This is a genomic window from Annamia dubia NIES-4383 (assembly GCF_055394725.1).
On the sequence record NZ_AP025630.1, the window covers coordinates 1,859,117 to 1,881,311 of the forward strand.

The 22,195-nt window shown below is 33.5% G+C and carries 11 protein-coding genes; 3 read left to right on the forward strand and 8 right to left on the reverse strand.

Features of this window, described 5'->3' with window-relative positions:
- Nucleotides 1-8 precede the first annotated feature (8 nt).
- Nucleotides 9-1,145: an ABC transporter ATP-binding protein gene (locus tag Anndu_RS08490; RefSeq protein WP_464103951.1), complete on the reverse strand. Its 1,137-nt coding sequence runs from the start codon at nt 1,143-1,145 to the stop codon at nt 9-11.
- 540 nt (nt 1,146-1,685) lie between these two features.
- Between Anndu_RS08490 and eno the strand changes: the two genes are divergently transcribed.
- Nucleotides 1,686-2,981 carry a phosphopyruvate hydratase gene (gene eno, locus Anndu_RS08495; RefSeq protein WP_464103952.1) on the forward strand — a complete coding sequence of 432 codons (1,296 nt, stop codon included), beginning with the start codon at nt 1,686-1,688 and terminating at the stop codon, nt 2,979-2,981.
- Between the two features lie 211 nt (nt 2,982-3,192).
- Here eno and Anndu_RS08500 read toward each other — a convergent pair whose 3' ends face one another.
- The 3 genes from Anndu_RS08500 to Anndu_RS08510 form a co-directional block, all read right to left on the reverse strand.
- Nucleotides 3,193-5,205 (reverse strand): hydantoinase/oxoprolinase family protein, encoded by a 2,013-nt coding sequence (locus tag Anndu_RS08500; RefSeq protein WP_464103953.1) that lies wholly within the window; start codon nt 5,203-5,205, stop codon nt 3,193-3,195.
- A gap of 318 nt (nt 5,206-5,523) precedes the next feature.
- Nucleotides 5,524-7,353 (reverse strand): ShlB/FhaC/HecB family hemolysin secretion/activation protein, encoded by a 1,830-nt coding sequence (locus Anndu_RS08505; protein ID WP_464103954.1) that lies wholly within the window; start codon nt 7,351-7,353, stop codon nt 5,524-5,526.
- A gap of 75 nt (nt 7,354-7,428) precedes the next feature.
- Entirely contained in the window at nt 7,429-10,869 is a 3,441-nt protein-coding gene (locus Anndu_RS08510) for a CHAT domain-containing protein (RefSeq protein ID WP_464103955.1), read from the reverse strand.
- Nucleotides 10,870-11,294: 425 nt separating this feature from the next.
- Here Anndu_RS08510 and pruA point away from each other — a divergent pair, with 425 nt between their 5' ends.
- Nucleotides 11,295-14,300, forward strand: coding sequence for an L-glutamate gamma-semialdehyde dehydrogenase (pruA, locus tag Anndu_RS08515; protein WP_464103956.1), 3,006 nt, complete (start codon nt 11,295-11,297; stop codon nt 14,298-14,300).
- Between the two features lie 164 nt (nt 14,301-14,464).
- Here pruA and Anndu_RS08520 read toward each other — a convergent pair whose 3' ends face one another.
- From Anndu_RS08520 to Anndu_RS08530, 3 genes are all read right to left on the reverse strand, one after another.
- A complete protein-coding gene (locus tag Anndu_RS08520) occupies nt 14,465-15,634 on the reverse strand; it encodes a pyridoxal-phosphate-dependent aminotransferase family protein (RefSeq protein WP_464103957.1) in 1,170 nt (389 codons plus the stop codon).
- Nucleotides 15,635-15,870: 236 nt separating this feature from the next.
- Nucleotides 15,871-16,329, reverse strand: coding sequence for a cyclic nucleotide-binding domain-containing protein (locus tag Anndu_RS08525; RefSeq protein WP_464103958.1), 459 nt, complete (start codon nt 16,327-16,329; stop codon nt 15,871-15,873).
- Between the two features lie 217 nt (nt 16,330-16,546).
- The gene (locus Anndu_RS08530; RefSeq protein WP_464103959.1) at nt 16,547-16,723 is read right to left on the reverse strand and encodes a hypothetical protein; all 177 of its coding nucleotides are present in this window, start codon (nt 16,721-16,723) and stop codon (nt 16,547-16,549) included.
- 372 nt (nt 16,724-17,095) lie between these two features.
- Between Anndu_RS08530 and aepX the strand changes: the two genes are divergently transcribed.
- Nucleotides 17,096-18,715: a phosphoenolpyruvate mutase gene (aepX, locus tag Anndu_RS08535; RefSeq protein WP_464103960.1), complete on the forward strand. Its 1,620-nt coding sequence runs from the start codon at nt 17,096-17,098 to the stop codon at nt 18,713-18,715.
- Nucleotides 18,716-18,836: 121 nt separating this feature from the next.
- Here aepX and Anndu_RS08540 read toward each other — a convergent pair whose 3' ends face one another.
- Complete coding sequence (locus tag Anndu_RS08540; protein ID WP_464103961.1) at nt 18,837-22,040, reverse strand: sacsin N-terminal ATP-binding-like domain-containing protein; 3,204 nt, start codon at nt 22,038-22,040, stop codon at nt 18,837-18,839.
- Nucleotides 22,041-22,195 lie beyond the last annotated feature (155 nt).

The window sequence follows — 22,195 nt, forward strand, 5'->3', positions numbered from 1 at the left end:
TTCCCACTTCACTGTTCAATGGCGATACAATCGGAAGCATCCCAAGAAATCCAAACAGTTGAATTATTAGACGCAATTTGAGAAATAGTGTTAGGTTGCATTACTGTTACAAAATTACCACTGTTTAACTCTACAACATAACTGGTGTGAGTACCTAAAAACATAATATGGCCTAATCTACCTTGAAAATAATTATCAGTTTGTGAGGGTTGTTCTAAAGTTAATTTGATTTTTTCAGGGCGCACACTTACCACCACCGAAGTAGATAAGCCCATTTTTTGAGTATTTTGCACTTGATTTTGAACAATTAAATCTAATCCTTCCGTTGTTTTGATTGTATAACTAGAATGATCACTAGCTTCAATATGACCTTCAAATAAATTAGTATCACCAATAAAATCAGCCACAAAGGGGGTGCGAGGATAATCATAGATCTCGGTGGGAGTGCCGATCTGTTCAATTTTGCCACCACGCATCACCGCAATGCGATCGGATAAAGATAAAGCCTCCTCTTGATCATGAGTTACCATTACAAAAGTTAAGCCTAACTCTTGATGTAACTTTGATAATTCTACTTGCATTTCTTTGCGCAATTTTAAATCTAATGCTCCTAAAGGCTCATCTAATAATACGACTGTGGGCTGATTAACCAAAGCCCTTGCCAAAGCTACCCGTTGCTGTTGCCCCCCTGACAGTTGATGAGGAAAGCGTTTAGCATAACTTTCCATTTGTACATTCATTAAAGCCTGTTGTACCCTCTGTTTAACTTCCGTTTTCGGTAACTTTTTAATATTTAAACCAAAAGCCACATTTTCTTCCACCGTTAAATGACTAAATAAAGCATAACTTTGAAAAACCGTGTTAACAGGGCGGCGATAGGGGGGGATCTCATTCATGGTTACATTTTGAATTAAAACTTCCCCCGCCGAAGGAACTTCAAAACCTGCGATCAATCTTAAAGTAGTAGTTTTACCACAACCAGAAGGCCCTAAAATACTAAAAAATTCACCTTTACGAATACTAAAATTAACACCACTAACAGCAGTTTCGCCATTATAAACCTTATAAACCTGCTTTAACTCCACATCAAGGGGAAAAGCCCCCTTATCTGTCAGGTTGTTGTCTGGAATAAATGTTTGAGCCATAATGATTACAAGAGGAAAATTTGGAAATTTGCAATGCTAAACAGATTTTAGGTTTTATTTTAACTTAACTCTTGTCTTTATGATCAAGATTAAATTTAAAATACGGCTCTTTTGTGACCCTCAGCAAGTTACAATTAAGAAAAGAGCTTAAAAAACACAGATAAAAAAATACAATAAAACCGATTATTTCAAAAGAGAAGATATGCTAAATCAGAAAAATTAGAACATAAAATTGTCACAGTTGAAGCTTATCAATTATTAAGAGAAATGACATTTTTCCTAAGCCGAAAAGTCTATAAACCCATCAAAAAATTAAAATAAGAAGATCTTTGGCCAAAATTGACAATTGATATTTGGTTAATCAGATCGAAAAATACCACTATTGATAGTGGTATCCAAGTTAATCAGCACCAAGACTGTCATAAAATGTTAACTTAAAATCAAAATCCTATTGTTTCTTAACAAAAAAACTTTAGAAATGGTCATTGATCATTAATAATCTATAGTTGAATAATGATTTAAGAAAACTAAAGGAGACTTATGTTAGATATTCCAATCGTTGGGATTGAAGAAATTGACGCTAGAGAAATTTTAGACTCAAGAGGTAGACCTACTGTGGAAGCAGAAGTGCTTTTAGAAGGTGGGGCTTATGGTATTGCTCAAGTGCCTAGTGGTGCTTCCACAGGTACTTTTGAAGCCCATGAACTCAGAGATGGTGATCCGAAGCGTTACAATGGGAAAGGGGTTTTAACCGCCGTTAACAATGTTAAAACGAAGATCGCCCCTGAATTATTAAACGAAAATGGTCTTGATCAGGAAACCATTGATCGCTTGATGATTGAGCTTGATGGCTCTCATAATAAGTCAGAATTGGGTGCTAATGGGATTTTAGCGGTATCTTTGGCTACAGCTAAGGCGGCGGCCAGTTATTTGGAAACTCCCCTCTATCGTTATTTAGGCACTCCTAAATCAAATTTATTACCCGTGCCGATGATGAATGTGATCAATGGTGGGGCGCACGCTGATAATAATGTAGATTTTCAGGAATTTATGATCATGCCGGTGGGGGCAAGTTCTTTTAAAGAGGCTCTGCGTTGGGGTGCTGAAGTGTTTGAGGCTTTAGCTAAAGTGCTTAAACAACAAAAATTATTAACGGGTGTGGGTGATGAAGGGGGTTTTGCTCCTAATTTAGAATCTAACCAAGCGGCCTTAGAATTATTAATACAGGCGATCGAAACGGCGGGATATAAGCCCGGAAGCGAAGTTGCTTTAGCGATGGATGTGGCCGCAAGTGAATTTTATGAGAATGGCAATTATGTTTATGATGGTTCTGCTAAAAGTGCGGGGGAATTTATTGATTATTTAGAAAAATTAGTTGGTCAATATCCCATTGTTTCCATTGAAGACGGTTTACATGAAGAAGACTGGGCTAACTGGCAAATTTTAACCCAAAGATTAGGTTCAAAAGTGCAGTTAGTAGGGGATGATCTATTCGTCACCAATGCCCAACGCTTAAAAACAGGCATTGAGCGTAGTGCAGGTAATTCCATTTTAATTAAATTAAATCAAATCGGTACACTTAGCGAAACTTTAGAAACGATCGAACTAGCTACCCGTAACGGTTATAGTTCGGTGATCAGTCATCGCTCCGGTGAAACGGAAGATACCACTATTGCAGACTTAGCAGTGGCTACCCGTGCCGGACAGATTAAAACTGGTTCTTTATGTCGCAGTGAACGCATTGCTAAGTATAATCGTTTATTACGCATTGAGGATGAATTAGGCGATCGCGCCATTTATGCGGGTCAAGTTGGTTTAGGCCCTAAAGGGAAATAATTTTTTAACCCTAACCCCCCTCAAACAGGGGGGAGTTAATGCTTTATCTGTGTAGCTACTTTTTGTAAATGGTATAACTTTTCATCATTTTGAATTTCTGTTGAAAAATTAGGAGATGATCACCACCTATATAACAGTTTCAAACTTTAGTAATAACGAAGTTTTACCTAAAGTTCTAAAAGAGGGGTATTCAATCTAAAAAATTTAAAAATTAATTATTTATTTTCTCTAAAATTAAACAATTTTGATTAGTTAATTTTGCTTTCCAATTAGGTTCGACAATAATTGTACTAATTTTTTCTACAATAATTGCTGTTCCAATTATCTCATCATCTGGCTCTAAATCTTCCCTTAAATAAATCGGTGTTTTCTGCCAAGAATTATGGGTAAATATTTCACTTATTTCTACTGGTTTTGGTGCAATATTTAACGGGCGATTTCTCTTAATAATTAATGGTTTTACGGTGGCCATGGCTTGGATTAATTCAACACTTATTAATTCTACTATTAATTCTTTATTTTCCTGAATAAAACCATAACGCTGTAAATGTTTTTCTTCAAATTCTTTTCTCATTAATTTAATATCTTCCTGAAAATTAACTGTTAAGCTTGAGTCTGTTCCCGTATATTTTAAGTTAACATAATTGCTCGTATTAATTAAACCTTCTTCTTGTTTAATTTGACTTTTTGCTTCCCTTTCTAATTCCGTAATTAATTGTTTTAAATTTGTTAGTAATTCTAAATTTAATTCTTTTTCAACTGATTTTTGTTTCATCACTCTTACATCAGCTAAACCTATTCCATAAGCCGACAAAACTCCTGCATAGGGATGAATTAAGATTTTTTTCATACCTAAAGAATCCGCAATTAAACAGGCGTGTTGTCCCCCTGCTCCGCCAAAACAACATAGGGTATATTCTGAGACATCATAGCCCCTTTGTAAAGATATTTTTTTGATGGCATTGGCCATATTTTCTACGGCAATAGTAATAAATCCTTCTGCAATTTGTTGCGCAGTTTTTTCTTTAATTTCTATTACTAATTCTTCAAATTTAGCCTTGACAATTTCCTCATCTAATGGTAAATTACTATGATTACCAAATACTTTGGGAAAAAATTGAGATTGTATTTTCTTAACTCTTACATTACAGTCAGTAATTGTTAGTTTTCCTCCTTTTCGATAACAAGCAGGGCCAGGATTTGCTCCGGCGGATTCTGGGCCTACTTGATAACGAAATCCATCGTATTTTATAATAGAGCCTCCTCCAGCGGCTACGGTATGAATTGACATCATGGGAGTGCGCAATCTAATTCCTGCAATTTCTGTTTCAAAACTGCGTTCATATTCACCATTAAAATGCGCCACATCGGTGGAAGTTCCCCCCATATCAAAGCTAATTATTTTGTTAATTCCTGCTATTAAACTTGTTTTTACTGCTCCAACAATTCCTCCGGCTGGGCCTGATAAAATACTATCTTTTCCTTGAAAATTATGGGCATCAATTAATCCGCCATTTGACTGCATAAACATTAATTTTGTATCTTTTAATTCCCTAGCCAAACTATTAATATATCGCTTTAAAATAGGTGATAAATAGGCATCTACTACCGTTGTATCACCCCGACTAACTAATTTAATTAAAGGGCTAACTTGATGGGAAATTGAGATTTGAGTAAAGCCAATTTTTTGAGCAATTTCTGCTACTTGTAATTCATGTTTTGGGTATAAGTAACTGTGCATTAAAACGATAGCACAACTTCTAATTCCTGATTGATAAGCCTGTTCTAATTGGGGAATAAAATTATAATTAACTGGCAATAATTCTTCTCCTTGGGCATTATATCTTTCTTCTATTTCAATTACTTTTTCATATAATATTTCGGGTAATTTTATCTCTAAAGCGAAGATATTTGGCCGATTTTGATAGCCAATTTTTAAGGCATCTTTGAAGCCTTTTGTAATTAATAAAACGGTGCGATCTCCTTTTCTTTCTAGGAGGGCATTAGTGGCTACTGTTGTTCCCGCTTTGACAATTTCAATAGTATTAGGTGGGATCAAATCGTCTTTATTAAGACCTAAAATTTCTTTAATCCCTTGAGTTACTGAGTCTTGATAATGTTCGGGATTTTCTGATAATAATTTATGAATAATTATTTGATTTTCTGGGGTAATCGCCACTAGATCGGTAAATGTACCACCTCGATCGGCAAAAATTTTATACATATTTTAAAATTTTATTAGGGAATTAAAATTTTTTTTATTTAACTTAAAATTTAACTTAATAGGTTTGATTTGTTTATATTTTTAGATTAAAAATTGTATTAATATTTAAACATAGTTTGTCAATTTTAGCAAGTTTTTTGTATCAATCAAAATGTGTAATTTTATGTTATAATGATTATTTGAATTAAGAAAAATTGAGGTTAAAGCTATTTTTAATTTAGCATAATTTAAAGTAAAAAATAGACAAAGTAAAGTTTTCTTTAGTTCTTAGAAATGCCACTTTCCCAAGGGAATGGGGGCATTTCTGAACGTAAATTGTTAATAATTGTAATTAACATTAAAATAAAACCCATCGTCTTGGGCATTTCTCCCTCGATCGCTGAGATTCATAATCGGTAAACCATAATCTAAACGCAGATTTAAGTTAGGGAAAGGTTGCCATAAAACACCCATCCCTAAGCCCATAATAAAGGTTTGATTTTGCAAAAGATTAGGATTATTACTCACATTCCAGACATTGCCAAAATCCCAAAAGGGGGCGATCTGAAAAATAGCTTCCCCTGCTTCATTGCGGTGTAAAGTGATGCGATCTTCCACTGAAACTCGAAAACCATTATCCCCTGCTCGAATATTTTGACGATAGCCCCGAATAGATTGTCCTCCGCCGATCACAAACTGTTGGGAAGGTAATAACCCATCGGGGGTTAACTGTAGATCCCCTTGAATAATCAGGAAATTATCAGGATTAAGTAATTGTACACGCTGAATTTGTCCTAACCAACTGAAAAAATAACCGTTAATATTGGGATTTACGTCTGTAACGTCAAATAAACCTGTACCAAGATTAAAAGATGAACGTAAAGCCCAAGCCCCGCTTCCATCTCTGGAAATATATTCCTGCCCTAATTTTAAAACACTGGTGCGAGTTGTGCCGTCACTATCTGGGCCTGTGCCAAAAGCAGTCGGGCCGGCAAAAGTAAAGGTTTGCCCATTTTGATGGGTAAAACCTACGGAAAGGGCAAATTCCTCTCTGGGTGTACGGATCAGGGGTTGGCGGTAACTAATCTCATAAAGATTAGATTCTCCTGAAATGTCTAAAAAGGCTAAATTAGGTTGGATCACACTATTCCAGTTTAAAACGGAACGCAGTTGTACTGTGCCATTCATGGCATTAACGGGAATACGATAATTAAGATCAAGGTTATCTGAACCTCCCTGTAAGGTATGTTGATATAGTAAACCTAAACTATCCCCTAAACCGGAGACATTTTGATAATTAAGATCCATGCCAAAACGCTCGGATCCCACGCTAGGGGGGGAATAGTTATCTATACTAAAATTTGCGCCAAAAGATGGTGCTTCGGTGACTCTGACTACTAAAACACTTTGCCCTAAGCCTGTACCTGATTTTAAACTAGCTTCGATATTAGTTAAAAGGGGATCGGCTCGTAATAGGCGCAGTTGATCTTCTAAGTTAGCCGTATTTAAGGGCGTGCCACCTCCAAGGGCGATCCGATCTCGAATATAATCAGGATCAAGGCGTTGTGTACCTTCTACTTCAATGTTTTCTAAACTACCTTCAATCACTAAAATTTTAATATTACCCGTTGAAAGGGTATTTTCATCAACGATCGCGCGTGAAGTGATGTAACCTTTGTCTAAATAAAGTTGAGTAATTTGATCGGCAATACCTTGTAATTCTGCCGTACTAATGGTTTTACCCTCTACAGGTTCAATAATGGGTTTAAAATCATCACTGTTAAAGATACTACTACCTTCTACTGTAATAGTTTGAATTTGAAGGTTAGTTTGATTAAGATCAGGAGGCGTTGTGGGCGTGGTAGCGGGTGTAACAGGGGTTTGAGTGTCTTCAGGAGTGGGAGAGGGCAGGGGGGCCGGTTGAACAAAGCGATCTCTATTACTATCAGGGGAAATATCATCCTGTGCGATGATCGCATTGCTTAATTGTCTTTTGAAATTTGACTTTAAATATTGCTTAGTGGTGGTGTGATCTGAATTAATAGTTTGAGCTAAAGTTGCTTTAACTCCAAAATTGGTCAAGTTTAAGCAAAGAAATATGGGTAAGATTGTTCTTAAATATTTCAATTTAAAAGGGCCGGATAATTCAGAGAATGTAAACCTACGCATAAATGTTCAACTTTTGATTTTTTAATGACTAGAGATATTTTACAAACAGTTGATAATTGGTAACTGGTTATTGATCTACCAAGGACTTCCTACCATTGTAAAAGCACTCCAATAATAAGGGTGAGATAAATCTGGTGTATCTTGTTGTGCTAAATTTTCGGGTAAAGCAATTGAGCCTAAATCAGTAATTAATTGTCCATTTTCGTAGTGGGTATTGCCATTAATTAGGGCTAATTGAGCTTGTCGCACTGCTTCAGCCTTAATCGGTGCTTGGTTCAAAGCGTTATAAAAACTGGTCATCAGTGCCAATGTGCCTTGATCTGAAACATACCATAAGCTCCCAAGGGATGTTTTAACTCCGGCGGCGATCGCTAGTCCGGCAAAACCTAATTCTGCTTCTTGATCCCCTACTGCCGTACGACAAGCGGATAACACAAGGAGATCGATCGGTGGACGATTTAATCTGAGGGTTTCGAGTTTATCGAGGGTTAACTTATTATCCCAAAACTGAATATAAGAATGATCCACACTGCCTGAGCGAAATTCGCCATGAGTAGCTAAATGGAAGATAGAGAAAGGCGTTTCACTATTTCGGAGTTCTTGTAAATTCTGAATAGTAAAGTTTTCATTCAAAAATAAATCTCCCTGCCCTTGCCAAATTTGAGAGGTAATCAGAGATAATTCAGTGGGAACTGCAGGTAAAGGATTTTGTTCTTGATTTTTATTTTCAAACTTTTCAGAACCCATCCCTAAAATTGGCTGATTTTTAATATCAGTATACTCCGTATTAGTCAAAGAAAAACTAGGAATCATGGCCAAACTATATTTTTCAACCAAAAATTGTTCGGTTTTTTCATCATATAAAGCGGCCACCGAAAGGGATCTTAACTCGTTATCCATGATAAAACCTAAATTATCAATCTGTTGAATATTTAATTCTGATTCTATCGGTTTAATCAGTAAATTATAGAGTTCTTTTGATGGATTAACATAGGCATTTTTCCTGCGCACATCTGTTACTGAAGCAATAAATTTATTAACTAAAGTTTTAACATTTTTGCGGGTAGCTTCGGGAACTGTTTGTTTAATAACATCACCATTACCAGTAATTAAAGTAATTTCTAATTGATCAGTTGGTTGTTTTTCTTCAGGTGTATTCAATTCTGATTTACGAAAAGATTTTGTTAATAACCAAATGAAATTATCATCATTTATTACTTCATTTTCTGGCACAAAACGCATATAAATTAAAGCCCCTTTTCGCCCTGTTAATTCTTCAATTTGTCTGAGTCTGGCCTGAGGAGAAATATTACCTTTACAAGTAATATTACTATTACCTAAATAGTAATTATAAATATCCTCATTAATTCTTTTTTCAAACTTACGAATATGTGCTAAATTATCACCACTAAATAAATTCGCTAAACTATTAGCACAATAATCAAATTTTTCTTGGGGTTCTGGATTATATTGGTTTTGATGATAATGACCATAAATATAATTATTAAAATTATATTTATAATAGTCTTCTGGGGTTGAGGTGGTTGGGGTGGTTGGGGTTGAGGTGGTTGGGGTTGTGGGGCTACCAGTCGGTGCGATATAAGGTGGTTTTGCCACTAAAGTAATGCTACCTAAACCGACATTTAATGTCCCACTGTTAGTCACATTTTCAGGGTTAGTAATTGTAATTGTTCCTCCCGTTGCTCCTGAAGGTACAGTAGTATTAAAAACCGTACCACTACCAATATTAATTAAACCATTTGAAGCGATTAAATTGATACTTCCAGCAGTACCAAATTCTTCTCCTGTTGTAAAAGTAACATTATTTCCAACGGTAATATTTCCACCAGTAGCTGTCATATTAATAGAACCACCAAAAGTATTAATATTATTATTAATAATAATGTCGTTCGCTGTACCATTTAAAGTTAATTTTAATGATTGATTTAGGCCTGTATCAAAGGATGAGGAAATAGCACCATTAATTGTAATTAAATTCCCTGCTTTTAAAGTCAAGGTAGGGTTTTTATTAGTGGCCGCACCACCTAACGTATAAGTAAAAGTGCCATTCCATGTAATATTATTAGATGCTTCCAATGTTATATTAGTATAATGTAAATAATCAATCAAAAAATTTACTCCCATTGTTTGATCTCCGGGATCATCTGTTGCTAATAATATTCCATCAAATATATTAGTGCTTCCTGAATAAGTTGTACCATCAACAATTGTTAAATTTGTAGGATCTAAAAGTAATGTGCCTACATTACCATTGGGGGCAAAAGTGTTAACTTGACCTTGAAAATTAAGGTTATTTTTACCACTAACTTCTACAAATCCACCATTACCAGAAATAGCTCCACCTCTAGCAGTAATTTCTCCAAAAAATCGGGTAGTTTGATCAGACCAAATAATCACTTTTCCTCCATTTCCTGTTGTTAAACTATCAGCATTTATGGTTGTATTAGGATCAACAAAAGTAAATTGAGAATTAGGAACTACACCTTGTCCTTGATAATCACCACCAATTAAAATTTTACCACCATTATGATTACCAATTGCATCAATATTTGCATTAAATAACGCAACTTTATTTCCTAAGATTAAAATATTGCCGCCATTATTTCCCGATGTATCAAGCAGACCTGAAATTAGAGATAATCCCTCTATATTACTGGGAATAATTGTTTGAGTATCTGTTAAAATTACCTGACCATTTTGATTAATATTTAAGCCAGTATTAAGGTTATTTCCTGTTAATAAGGCGGGTAAATCTAAAGGGGTTAGATCAGATAAATTAAGATTACTATTTGCTAAATCTAATTCTAAACTTAATAATGAGCCTTCTGGGGTTAATCTGACAATTTTTGTACCTTCCACTGAGTCAATTTTAATCGTGCCTTGGGGGGCTTTAATTGTACCCGTATTAATGACATTACCCCCTATTAAATTAACATTATTACCTTCTTCTACTTCCATATTTCCTGCATTAATAATTATACCATTATTGCCTAAATTAAACGCAAAAGATGACGGATTTCCGTTTAAATTAGCATAATTATTATTCCCAAAAGCATTGAACCAATTATTATTAAAACCGATTCCTGTTGCTGTGGTGGCTGTAAAATCGCCCGGAACATTTAAACTAAAATTATTCCCAAAAATTAACCCAGCCGGATTCATAATAAATAAGTTAGAATTACCTCCTAATACTTGAATTAATCCATCAATACTTGAAGGATTACCTCCAGTAATTCTGGTTAAAATATTGTTAATATTCGGATTACTAATGAAGTTAGCAATTTGTTCTGATGTTAAATTAAATTGGCTCAAACTATGAAATAAATTTGTGCCATCTTGAGATAATCTGCCTCCTTCAATATTAAATATTACGCCATTTTGATTAACAATTGTTCCTGTACCATCGGAAGCGGGGATGATGGTTTGGGCAATAACAGAAATGGGAACAACAACTGTACTTAGAACTAAAATATTACTCAATAAAAGTTTTTTCATAACTATATGCCTTCTATCACAAATAAAGAATCAATAAAAATGACAAAAATGACAAAAATCACAAAAATCACAATTTAAAATTTATTGATTGATCATGTTTACGCTTTATCATTTAAAGGTCAAGATATTTATTATTATAGGACAAATATGCTTGAAATAATCCCCAAAATTGTTAATTTTTATTGCTATTTATAAGCGTGATGATCCGCACAAAAATATTAATTTTTAATTTCAAAAATAATGCCTTTTTTCTATGTTGAGAATTAATTTAATATAATTTTAATTGAACTGAGTAAAATCAACAAACCATAACTTTTGAGTAATCTCTCTCATGATAAAATCCTAATGATTAAGTTTTAATGTAACTTTAATCTTAGTAATTAGACTAGATTTTATTTAAAAAATTGTTAGGAGTAAATAAGATAATGACAACAATTGCTGATCAATATGAAGCAAAAACTCAAGAAATCGCTAAAGAATTAATTACTGCTACTCGTCAAAAGGGTAACATTTTTTCAGCCATGCGCGATCAAATGCGTTTAGATGATCAACTCTTGGGCTGGGCGATGAGTAACCCCCATTTAAGGGTACAATTATTCCATTTTATTGATACTTTACCTGCTTTGAGAAGTAATCAGGAAATTGCTAAACATTTTCAAGAATATTTAAGCACGGAATCGGTGGAATTGCCTTCAACTTTAAAAAATATTTTAAATTTTACTGAGCCATCATCTATCCCCGCTCAACTGGCCGCAACTACCATCAGTAAAGGGGTGGAAGTGTTGGCGAATAAATATATTTCTGGTGCGAATATTCAACAAGTCATTAAAACGATCGAGCGTCTACGCAAAGATAAAATGACTTTTAGTATTGATTTACTAGGAGAAGCGGTTATTACGGAAATTGAGGCTCAATCCTACTTTAATAAATATATTGAATTAATAGATCAACTCAGTACTCAAGCTCAAAAATGGATAAATATTAACGAAATTGATCGAGCCGATGGTGAGGATTTATTTAAAGTTCAAGTTTCCGTTAAGTTAACTGCTTTTTATTCTCAATTTGATCCATTTGATCCAGAGGGTAGTGAGGCTAAAGTGAGTAATCGCATCAGAGCTTTATTACGCCATGCCAAAGAGAAAGGGGCTTCGATCCATTTTGATATGGAACAGTATAAATATAAGGATTTAACCCTCTCAATCCTCAAAAATATTTTAATGGAGGATGAGTTTCGCACCCGTACCGATGTGGGGATCGTGCTACAATGTTATTTAAGGGAATCTTATGCCGATTTAGAGGGAATGATCTCATGGGCGAAAAAACGAGGTTATCCCATCACAGTAAGATTAGTTAAGGGGGCTTATTGGGATCAGGAAACAATTAAATCCCAACAAAATCACTGGGATCAACCTGTTTTTAATATTAAAGCCCAAACCGATCTTAATTATGAAAAAATGACTCGGTTATTATTAGAAAATCATCAATATTTATATGCCGCTATTGCGAGTCATAATGTGAGAACACAAGCTGTAGCCTGTGCTATTAGTGATGAATTAAAAATCCCTCAACGGGCGATCGAGCATCAAGTTTTATATGGGATGGGGGATCAAATCGCTAAAGCCCTAGTCAAACAAGGGCGGAGGGTAAGGGTATATTGCCCCTACGGTGAATTATTACCCGGAATGGCTTATTTAATCCGCCGTTTATTAGAAAATACGGCGAATAGCTCATTTTTAAGACAGAATATGGAAGAATTACCTATGGAAGAATTAATTAAAAAAGCTTCTATCAGTGATCAATTATTGGTGACAAGTGAGCAAATTTCTGAAATTGCCTCACCTAAATATCTTAATTCAGGTGAAATATTTAAAAATGCTCCCGATACCGATTACGCTAACTCAGATTTAAAAAATAAGGGCAGACAAGCTTTAACGAAAGTTCGTAATAGTTTAGGTAAGACTTATTTACCTCTAATTAACGGTGAATATGTGGAAACAGAATTAGAAATTGACTCTGTTAATCCTTCTAATTATCAAGAAATTATTGGAAAAATAGGTTTAATTTCTCAAAATCAAGCGGAAACGGCTCTTAATGTTGCCAAGGAAGCCTTTAAAACATGGGGTAAAACGACAGCCAAGGAAAGGGCAGATATTTTGCGTAAAGCCGCCGAAATTATGGAAAGCCGCCGCCATGAGTTAAACGCATGGATCTGTTTAGAAGTGGGGAAAGTGATCCAACAGGCCGATCCCGAAGTGTCAGAAGCGATTGATTTTTGTCGCTATTATGCCGATGAAATGGAGCGTTTAGAGGCGGGGTATAACTATGATGTGGCAGGGGAAACTAACCGCTATTTCTATCAACCCAAGGGCATCGCCTTAGTTGTCTCTCCTTGGAATTTTCCCTTTGCGATCGCCACTGGAATGACAGTGGCCGCCCTCGTAGCGGGTAATTGCACCCTCTTAAAACCTGCTAATCCTGCCTCAGTAATTGGGGCAAAAATTACGGAGATTTTAGTAGAGGCGGGAATCCCGAAAGGTGTATTTCAATTTGTCCCCGGAAAAGGCTCAGAAGTAGGTGATTACATGGTTAAACATCCAGACGTTCATTTGATCGCCTTTACCGGATCAAGGGAAGTAGGCTGTCATATTTACGCTCAAGCCTCAATTTTACAACCAAAACAACGCCATTTAAAACGAGTTATTGCAGAAATGGGCGGTAAAAATGCAATTATTGTGGATGAAAGTGCTGATTTAGATCAAGCTGTTGCCGGAGTAGTCTTTTCCGCTTTTGGTTATAGTGGTCAAAAATGTTCCGCCTGTTCACGCGCGATCGTGTTAGAATCTGTTTATGAGTCCTTTTTAGAGCGTTTAGTAGAGGCTACTAAATCTCTGAATGTGGGGAAAGCTGATGAGCCAAGCACTCAAGTGGGGCCAGTCATTGATCACAGTGCGCAAAAACGGATTTTAGAATATATTGAAATGGGCAAAAAAGAGGCCAAATTAGCTTTTCAGGGTATTCAGCCCGAAGGCGGTTATTTTGTACCCCCCACTATTTTCGCCGATGTTGCTCCTACGGCGGCGATCGCCCAAGAGGAGATTTTTGGGCCTGTGTTAGCGGTGATTAAAGTTTCTAACTTTACTGAGGCTCTTAATGTTGCTAATGATACTGACTACGCTTTAACGGGGGGTTTATATTCCCGCACTCCCTCACATATTGAGCGAGTTTATAAAGAGTATGAGGTAGGAAACCTCTATATTAATCGAGGCATTACCGGAGCGATCGTTTCCCGTCAACCTTTTGGCGGTTTTAAACTCTCAGGAGTAGGATCCAAGGCAGGGGGAGCGGATTATTTATTACAATTTTTAGAGCCAAGGGTAGTAACAGAAAATATCCAACGTCAAGGCTTTGCACCCATCGAAGGAGCGGAATAATTTTTAACAAAAAAGTCGGGGATTTAACTAATAATAATACCCGACTTTTGATCTTGATCCGTTATAATAAAAAATAATCTGATTAAAAGAGGTATTAAATAATGATAGTAGCAATTAATTAATGAGGATTTAATTAATTAAATCCCTTATTTTTAAGACTCACCTTATTTTTTAAACCCAATATCATGTAATACCCTTTCTAACGCTCCTAATAATAAAATTACATTTTCTTTACGGCTATTGTAACCCATTAAGCCGATACGCCACACTTTTCCGGCTAATTCCCCTAAACCTCCCCCAATTTCGATATTATATTCATTTAATAATTTACGGCTGACTATTTTTCCATCTACCCCCTCCGGTATTGTGACGGTTGTGAGGGTAGGTAAACGGTAATTCATCGGTACATGACATTTTAAACCCATTTCTGCTAAACCTTCCCATAATAACTCAGCATTTCCACGATGACGATCCCATCTTTGGGCTAGGCCTTCCTCTGCTACGAGTCTTAAAGCCTCTCTTAAGGCATAATTCATATTGATGGGGGCTGTATGATGATATACTCTTTCACTTCCCCAATATTTAGTTAATAAATTCATATCTAAATACCAATTTTTAACTTTATCTTTTTTATTTTTTAACTTTTCTAAGGCTCGATTACTCATGGTAAAAGGAGCTATTCCGGGAGGACAACCTAAGCCTTTTTGACTACAACTATAAGCTAAATCTATTTTCCAATGATCTAAAAAGAGGGGAACTCCCCCTAAACTGGTCACAGTATCCACTAATAACAAACAATCATACTGATGACATAAATCTCCTAATCCTTCCATTGGCTGACGTACCCCTGTAGAGGTTTCAGCGTGTACTAATGCTAAAATTTTCGGACGGTGTTCCTCTAAGGCTTTTCTGATTTCTTCAAGGCTAAAAGGTTGACCCCAAGTTTGTTGGATCGTGCGTACATCTGCACCATAACGCCCGGCCATGTCGGCCAAACGGTTGCCAAAATAGCCTTTTACTCCCACCAATACCACATCATTTGGTTCTACTGTATTTGCTAAAGTTGCCTCCATGGCCGCCGTACCTGTGCCACTAACCGCTATAGTTAGGGCATTATCGGTTTGCCATGCGTAGCGTAATAATTCTTGAATTTCATCCATTAACTCTAAAAAACTGGGGTCTAAATGGCCTACTTGAGGTTGACCAATGACTGACAAAACCCTTGGATTGACATTACTTGGGCCAGGCCCAAGTAAAAGACGGCGGGGCATACTTAACTGTTGAGTGATGATGCGGTGTTTGTCTTGAATAGAGACAGATGAACTACTGAACATTTTGCTCTAAGATGGTAGGTGAATTAACAGTTGATTAATGATCAAAGTTGATTATTCTTATCTTAAACTCAAGGGGTTAAATTTTTCAAGTAAAAAGCCCCTAAATCTCTAAATTTAAGATTAAATATTCAAAAAATTCCCGATTTTTAAATACAGTTAAGATTAAGAAAAAGCCCAATAAGCTGTTAGTATTTAAAGCAGTTTTTTCATGTCTAATCAAGATTTTTAAATGATGATCAACGGGTGGTAAGTTGCTTAATTTGGGTTTCATAACCACGAATTTTTCCATTCAATTCACGGATCCGGCGAGATAAAGCGCTGGTAATATTAACAGCTATTTCGGGGGTTTCTTCGATCGCATCAATTAATTGAAGTTGATTTAAAGTTAAACAGTCACATTGATCTAAAGTGGTAACAGAGGCTGATCTCGGCTCGGCATCAAATAAGGCCATTTCGCCAAAAATAGCACCTTGACCAAGTTTGGCCAGATCTTGTTCCCCGTCATGAATGCGAACTTCTCCAGACACCACAATATAAAGCGATCGCCCTTCTTCTCCCTTTTCAAAAATAGTGTGATGTGCGGGAAAAGATAACTCATCCATTGCTGAAGCGAGTTTAACTAAAAATTCATCCCTCAATTCTTGGAAAATAGAGACACGCCGAATAAATAATAAACGTTCAAAACTGCTTAACATAGAGCATCAGACGAAACGATCAACTTTAGCGGTAAGGACAATGGTTTTTTGTCTTTATTTATCATAACTGACAACTGACAATTAAAAACTTTTCTGAAAAAAACAAATATAGAGACGTTTTATGCAACTGCTAAGTCAGGCGTTTTTAAAGTCGGGTTAAATTTGCATTTAATAATCCCTAAAAACCAATTTTTTATTTTTGATCAATAACTAAACTTTAATGATGTTGATTTTCTGATTGACTAGATTGTAATAAACATTTTTCTAAAAACTGCACTTGATAATAATACCAAAAAATACTAATTTGCCAAATTGATTGAGGATAATCAGTAAATAAAGGTTGATTAAGATAACACCAGATTGCATCTAAAATTATTCTCATTTTTACACTCATCTTTTCAACCTCCTGTGAATTTAATGGTAATTAGAATTTTTTGATGATTTTTATTTAACTTTTTAATAATGATGAGTAAAAACACATAAAATGAAAGAAATATCAAGAGTTTTGTTAATATCAGATTTTTGATCCCTCAAAATCAAAAATGTCTTAAACCTTTTCCTGATCCTTTCTATAAAAAATATTATAACTTAGTTGTCTATTTACAAGATTTTCCTTAAAAGACTTGATATTTCTTTACATTTCTTAATAAGTTGACAGTTAACAGTGAATGGTTAACAATTGATAGTTGACAGTTAATAATTTTTTTCTTAACACTCATTACTTATTAATCATTAATTATTATTTAATATTTATTATTTATTATTTATGTCATTTAAAATCAGCAAAACTCAACAATTAAGAAATTTATTACAATCTCCTCAATTAGAATTTATGATGGAGGCTCATAATGGTATGAGTGCGAAAATTGTGGAAGAAGCAGGATTTAAAAGCATTTGGGCTAGTGGCTTGGCTTTATCCGCCCAGTTTGGCGTGAGGGATAATAATGAAGCCAGTTGGACTCAAATTGTGGATATGTTAGAATTTATGTCCGATGCTACTAATATTCCCATTTTATTAGATGGTGACACGGGTTACGGTAATTTTAATAATATGAGAAGATTGGTCAAAAAGCTTGAACAAAGGCAGATTGCCGGAGTTTGTATTGAAGATAAATTATTTCCCAAAACTAATAGTTTTATTGCCTCAGAAAAACAGCCTTTAGCTGATATTGATGAGTTTTGTGGCAAAATTAAAGCCGGAAAAGAATCTCAAAGCGATCCCAACTTTTGTATTATTGCAAGGGTTGAGGCTTTTATTGCAGGATGGGATTTATCAGAGGCTCTGAAAAGGGCGCAATCTTACCATGAAGCAGGGGCCGATGGAATTTTAATTCATAGCAAATTATCACGGCCTGATGAAATTTTAGCTTTTGCTAAAGAATGGGCGAATCGTAGCCCTTTAATTATCGTTCCAACTAAATATTATAGTACCCCAACGGAGGTATTTAGAAAAGCAAATGTTAGTTTAATTATTTGGGCAAATCATTTAATTCGTGGGGCTATTTCCACCATGCAAAGAGTAGCTCAAGATATTTATAAAAATGAAACTTTAATTAATATTGAGGATGAAATTGCCCCTGTAAAAGAAGTTTTTAGACTGCAAGGTGCGGAAGAATTATTATTAGCTGAAAAAAAATATTTTACCCGAAAAACTCAAACTCAAGCTGTTATTTTAGGTGCTTCCCAAGGGAAAGAATTAAATAGTTTAACATTAGATAAACCTAAAGTGATGTTACCTATTAGTGGAAAACCGTTATTAAGAAGATTAGTTGATGAATTAAAAAAATTAGACATTAATGAAATTCAAGTAGTAGCTGGATATAAAGCTGAAAGTATTAAAATTCAGGGTATTCAAGTAATTATTAATAATGATTATGAAACAACAGGAGAATTAGCGTCTTTAGCTTGTAGTCAAAAATTTTGGAGGGATGATTTAGTAATTTTATATGGTGATTTATTATTTAGAAATTATATTTTAAGGGATTTATTAGAAGCGAAAGGGGAAATAACTACAGTGGTTGATTCGGGAATACAAAATATTAGTAAAAGTGGCAATCCCGATTATGCTTTTTGTTCAAAACCTGACGATCGATCCTTATTTAATCCTGATGTTAATTTATTAAAAATAGATCAAAATTATCAAAATGCGCAAGGGCGTTGGTTAGGGATGTTAAAAGTTAATCAAGAGGGCAAAAAATGGTTAGATCAAGCTTTAATTGAATTGAAAAAACAAGCTAATTTTAATCAATTAGGCATTCCTGATCTGTGTAATTATTTAATTAATCAAGGGAAAAAGATTAAAGTTTTATATATTAATGGTCATTGGTTAGATCTTAATAGTTTAGAGGACTTAGATCAAGCGGGAAATTTTACCCATTTTCAGTAGATGGAAAATTTTTGATTGAGGAATAATTGCATTTTGCTCTAAAAATAATATTTTATTCTAACACAAAAAAGGTAAGCTTTAAGCCTACCTTTAAAAACTAAACTAATAAAAGTTTTGATTTTTACTTAATTTTTATACGATTTACACCTGTATATTTAAGAATTTCACCAAGAGTTAAAATTCTTTGTATCTCAGAATTATCAATCCATAATTCCGTATTTGGACTTTCTAAAGCTTGATATTCTTCTGAATAATAAATAATAACTTGCCCTCCATCTGAAGGTCTTACTACAAGTTTTATAGGTCTATCTTTTTTTAAAATTCCATTAATAACTGTTAGTGATTCTTCATACCAATTATCACAATTATAATCAGGATGTTTAGTTAAATATAATTGAATATTGTCCTTTGATCTCTGGATAATTTCTTGAACATATTGAAAAGCAGAATAATAGTCGTAATTACGAGGAATAGAACTTAGACAACGCCCAATCAAGCTATTATTATAAACAGATTTAGCTTTTTCTAAATCTTCTAATGAACTAATACCTAAACTAATTAATAAGTTATCTATATCAATTTCTGTTGTTTCAGTTTCTTCTATAGATTCAGTTTTAGTGAATAATTCACTGTTATCATCTTGTTTTGGATTTTGATATTGTTCAATTATTTTTTGTAATTCTTCCAATGATAAATTTTCGGGTAAAGTAAATAATTTATCTTTAGGAGTATTAACTAAATTTAAAATATCTTCTTCTGTATAACCATTAGCATTATTTAACACATCTTGTTTAAATTTAATATCAGCAATAATTTCTTCATCCGTTCTCAATTTATGACGGTTTTCATACAGATTACCAAATAATTCTTGAGCAAGTTTGTCCTCTCTATGAAACCAGATTAATAATTTTTCAAAAACTTTTTTAGTTTTTTCATCTCGCCCTTGATCAAGACCTTCATTTTTAAGAATATTATTAACTCTTTCTGTAATTTCTCTTGTAATGTCTTTTAAATTTTTCTTTTTGATTTCCAGTTTTGCAATAATATCTGATTCTAGGTTAATAGATTGATTAATTAATTCACTACGGCAATCATAACCTAAATCTTCAACAATATCTTTAAGAACTTCGTCAATATTATCATCAAGAAAAAGATGTTTAATTTCGACAAAATTATTATGTTGATCAGGTAATATTTTTGAATTAGTAGGAATTGAAATAATATTATTATTAACAATAAAATTGATTAAATTACTTAACCACTGATAAGCGTCTTGTTGAAGATGATTTATTAATACAAAAATATTTTGTGTTTCTTTAATATCTTCAAAGATTTTTTTGATCAACCATTGATCACATTCTTCCCAAATACTTTGATTCCAATTTGCTAAATATTTTTGTTCCGGTGTTTGACGATAAAAGTCTTTAGCAAATTGCCATAAATTTTTTCTAGTTTCATAAATCAAACTAATACTTTTATTATTAGGAGGAGAACAACTAATTAAGTGTAAAACAGCAGTTTGAATCTGAGAATTTTGACCATCTTTAATAATTTTATTGATTGTGTTAACAATATCAGTCAAATTTTTAGTAATAGTTAAATCACAATCTTCAATTTGATTATGTTTTAAATTAATTCTCCAGTCTATATTTAAGATTTTAAGAACATCTTTTAATTGATTAGGGATGTTTTCATCTAACCAAAGTTCTTGTTTAAATTTAAAATCTCCATATTGATTAGGAATGATGGCAAATTTATCTAATAATTGCTCATTTTCTTTATGAACAAATTTAATAAATTCTGTTAACCATTTTAAGGTTTCAGCTTCAGTTTTATTAATGCGATCAGCTAGTTGACTAACATTAGTATAACTAGCTAGATCACTCATAAGTCTAGTTAAATCATAATGTAATTCTTTTGACCAAGTTTTATCTATTATCTTATGCCAAAATTGCAAATGTTCTTCTTTTGGTAAACGATCAAACCATAATTCTTGAGCAAAATTCCAGATAGTTAATACTTGATCGAAAGATTTATGATAAGGAAATAAAGCATCTTTTAATTTAATTTTTGGATTATTTGGATCATCAGTATAAACAATTTCACTTTGCATTAAATAATCTCTTAAAACTTTTTGTACATTTTCCTTATACCAATTTTGAGAAAGCCAATCTTTTGCTGAGGGAAGTTTCGTATCAGCTAAAAAATATAAATTTTGCCAATCATTATTAGTGGCATAATCAACAATTATTAAATATAAATCAATCGCATCTTGAAATACTGCTTTATTTTTAATAATATGTTCTTCATTAGCATCAGTCAAAAAGACTCCATCTCTAGGTTCAGTTGGCTCTAAAAAAGGATTATTAATAACCACAGAAAAGAAGAAATTTTCTGTTCCAATTAAGGGAAAATCTAAAAAAAGTCTAGGTAATTGTTGATTTAAAGATTTAAGACTAATTTGTTCATTTTCTAGCTCAATTTGGAGTGCAATGGTAGTAAGATTTTTAGATAAATAAATATAATAAATTTTTTCTAAATTACCATTGGTTATTTTGTCAAATTCGATGAGATTAATTTGTTCATTAATGGCTTGAGGAGATTTCTTTTCATAAATAATTTCAGTATCATTGTTTACAACTTCAACATATTTAATTCTGTCAATAAAAATTAATGTATAGGGTAAAGATACTTCTAAATCATTTAAACCAATTTCTGCAATTTCTTTACCTTTATTATCTATTTTATAAGTAAAAACTGTGTTTAATTGACTAAAATCTATATCGAAAATCTGTTGATTATTGTCTAAACTTTTTTCAGCACATTCAAAAGAATAATTAATACTTTCGATTAATTCAGGTAAACTTCTTCCGCTTCGATCTAAAAGAAAACTAATTTTAGATAATTGTTGATTATCTATTTGATAAATACCTTCAACTTCAACTTTTTCAGAGAGTAAATGAGTAGTCATAAACCCCGTACCAAATCTACCTGTTGTTTGTGGTTTTTGACTAAAATCTTGATCTTCTCTATCCTTATCTTCAGAACTAATTTGTCTAATAATTCCTTCAATATTTGCTGAGGTAAAATAACCAAAATTATGTTTAAATTCTAAATTATTTTCAGTCAAATTAATCGCAACAGAAACCTGTTGATCAGGAAAATCAATAGCGGCTTTATCTTTTGCATTTTGGAGAAGTTCCCATATCCAACGACGTTTAGAATTTTCTGTAGGAGACATTCTCAAAATCCGCATTTTTTCAAAGATTTTTTGTGCGGTAATCCGATTTAATTGTTTAATTGCATTTTGGTTAAATTCTGACATGGTTTTAATTTCTTCTTTTTTTGAGATTCTGACAAGATTTATTTTAACATTTTATAGATACAAAAGTCGGAGATTTTTCTAAAATAAAAAAAAGGTGAGCATAAAGCACACCTTTAAAATTAATTAATTACTATTAATTAATCTCTAAAAATAAC

Coding starts and splice junctions, on each gene's coding strand:
- Anndu_RS08490 (WP_464103951.1), bottom strand. CDS start 1,145: ATGGCTCAAACATTTATTCCAGACAACAACCTGACAGATAAGGGGGCT.
- aepX (WP_464103960.1), top strand. CDS start 17,096: ATGTCATTTAAAATCAGCAAAACTCAACAATTAAGAAATTTATTACAA.
- Anndu_RS08525 (WP_464103958.1), bottom strand. CDS start 16,329: ATGTTAAGCAGTTTTGAACGTTTATTATTTATTCGGCGTGTCTCTATT.
- Anndu_RS08510 (WP_464103955.1), bottom strand. CDS start 10,869: ATGAAAAAACTTTTATTGAGTAATATTTTAGTTCTAAGTACAGTTGTT.
- pruA (WP_464103956.1), top strand. CDS start 11,295: ATGACAACAATTGCTGATCAATATGAAGCAAAAACTCAAGAAATCGCT.
- Anndu_RS08540 (WP_464103961.1), bottom strand. CDS start 22,040: ATGTCAGAATTTAACCAAAATGCAATTAAACAATTAAATCGGATTACC.
- Anndu_RS08505 (WP_464103954.1), bottom strand. CDS start 7,353: ATGCGTAGGTTTACATTCTCTGAATTATCCGGCCCTTTTAAATTGAAA.
- Anndu_RS08530 (WP_464103959.1), bottom strand. CDS start 16,723: ATGAGTGTAAAAATGAGAATAATTTTAGATGCAATCTGGTGTTATCTT.
- Anndu_RS08500 (WP_464103953.1), bottom strand. CDS start 5,205: ATGTATAAAATTTTTGCCGATCGAGGTGGTACATTTACCGATCTAGTG.
- Anndu_RS08520 (WP_464103957.1), bottom strand. CDS start 15,634: ATGTTCAGTAGTTCATCTGTCTCTATTCAAGACAAACACCGCATCATC.
- eno (WP_464103952.1), top strand. CDS start 1,686: ATGTTAGATATTCCAATCGTTGGGATTGAAGAAATTGACGCTAGAGAA.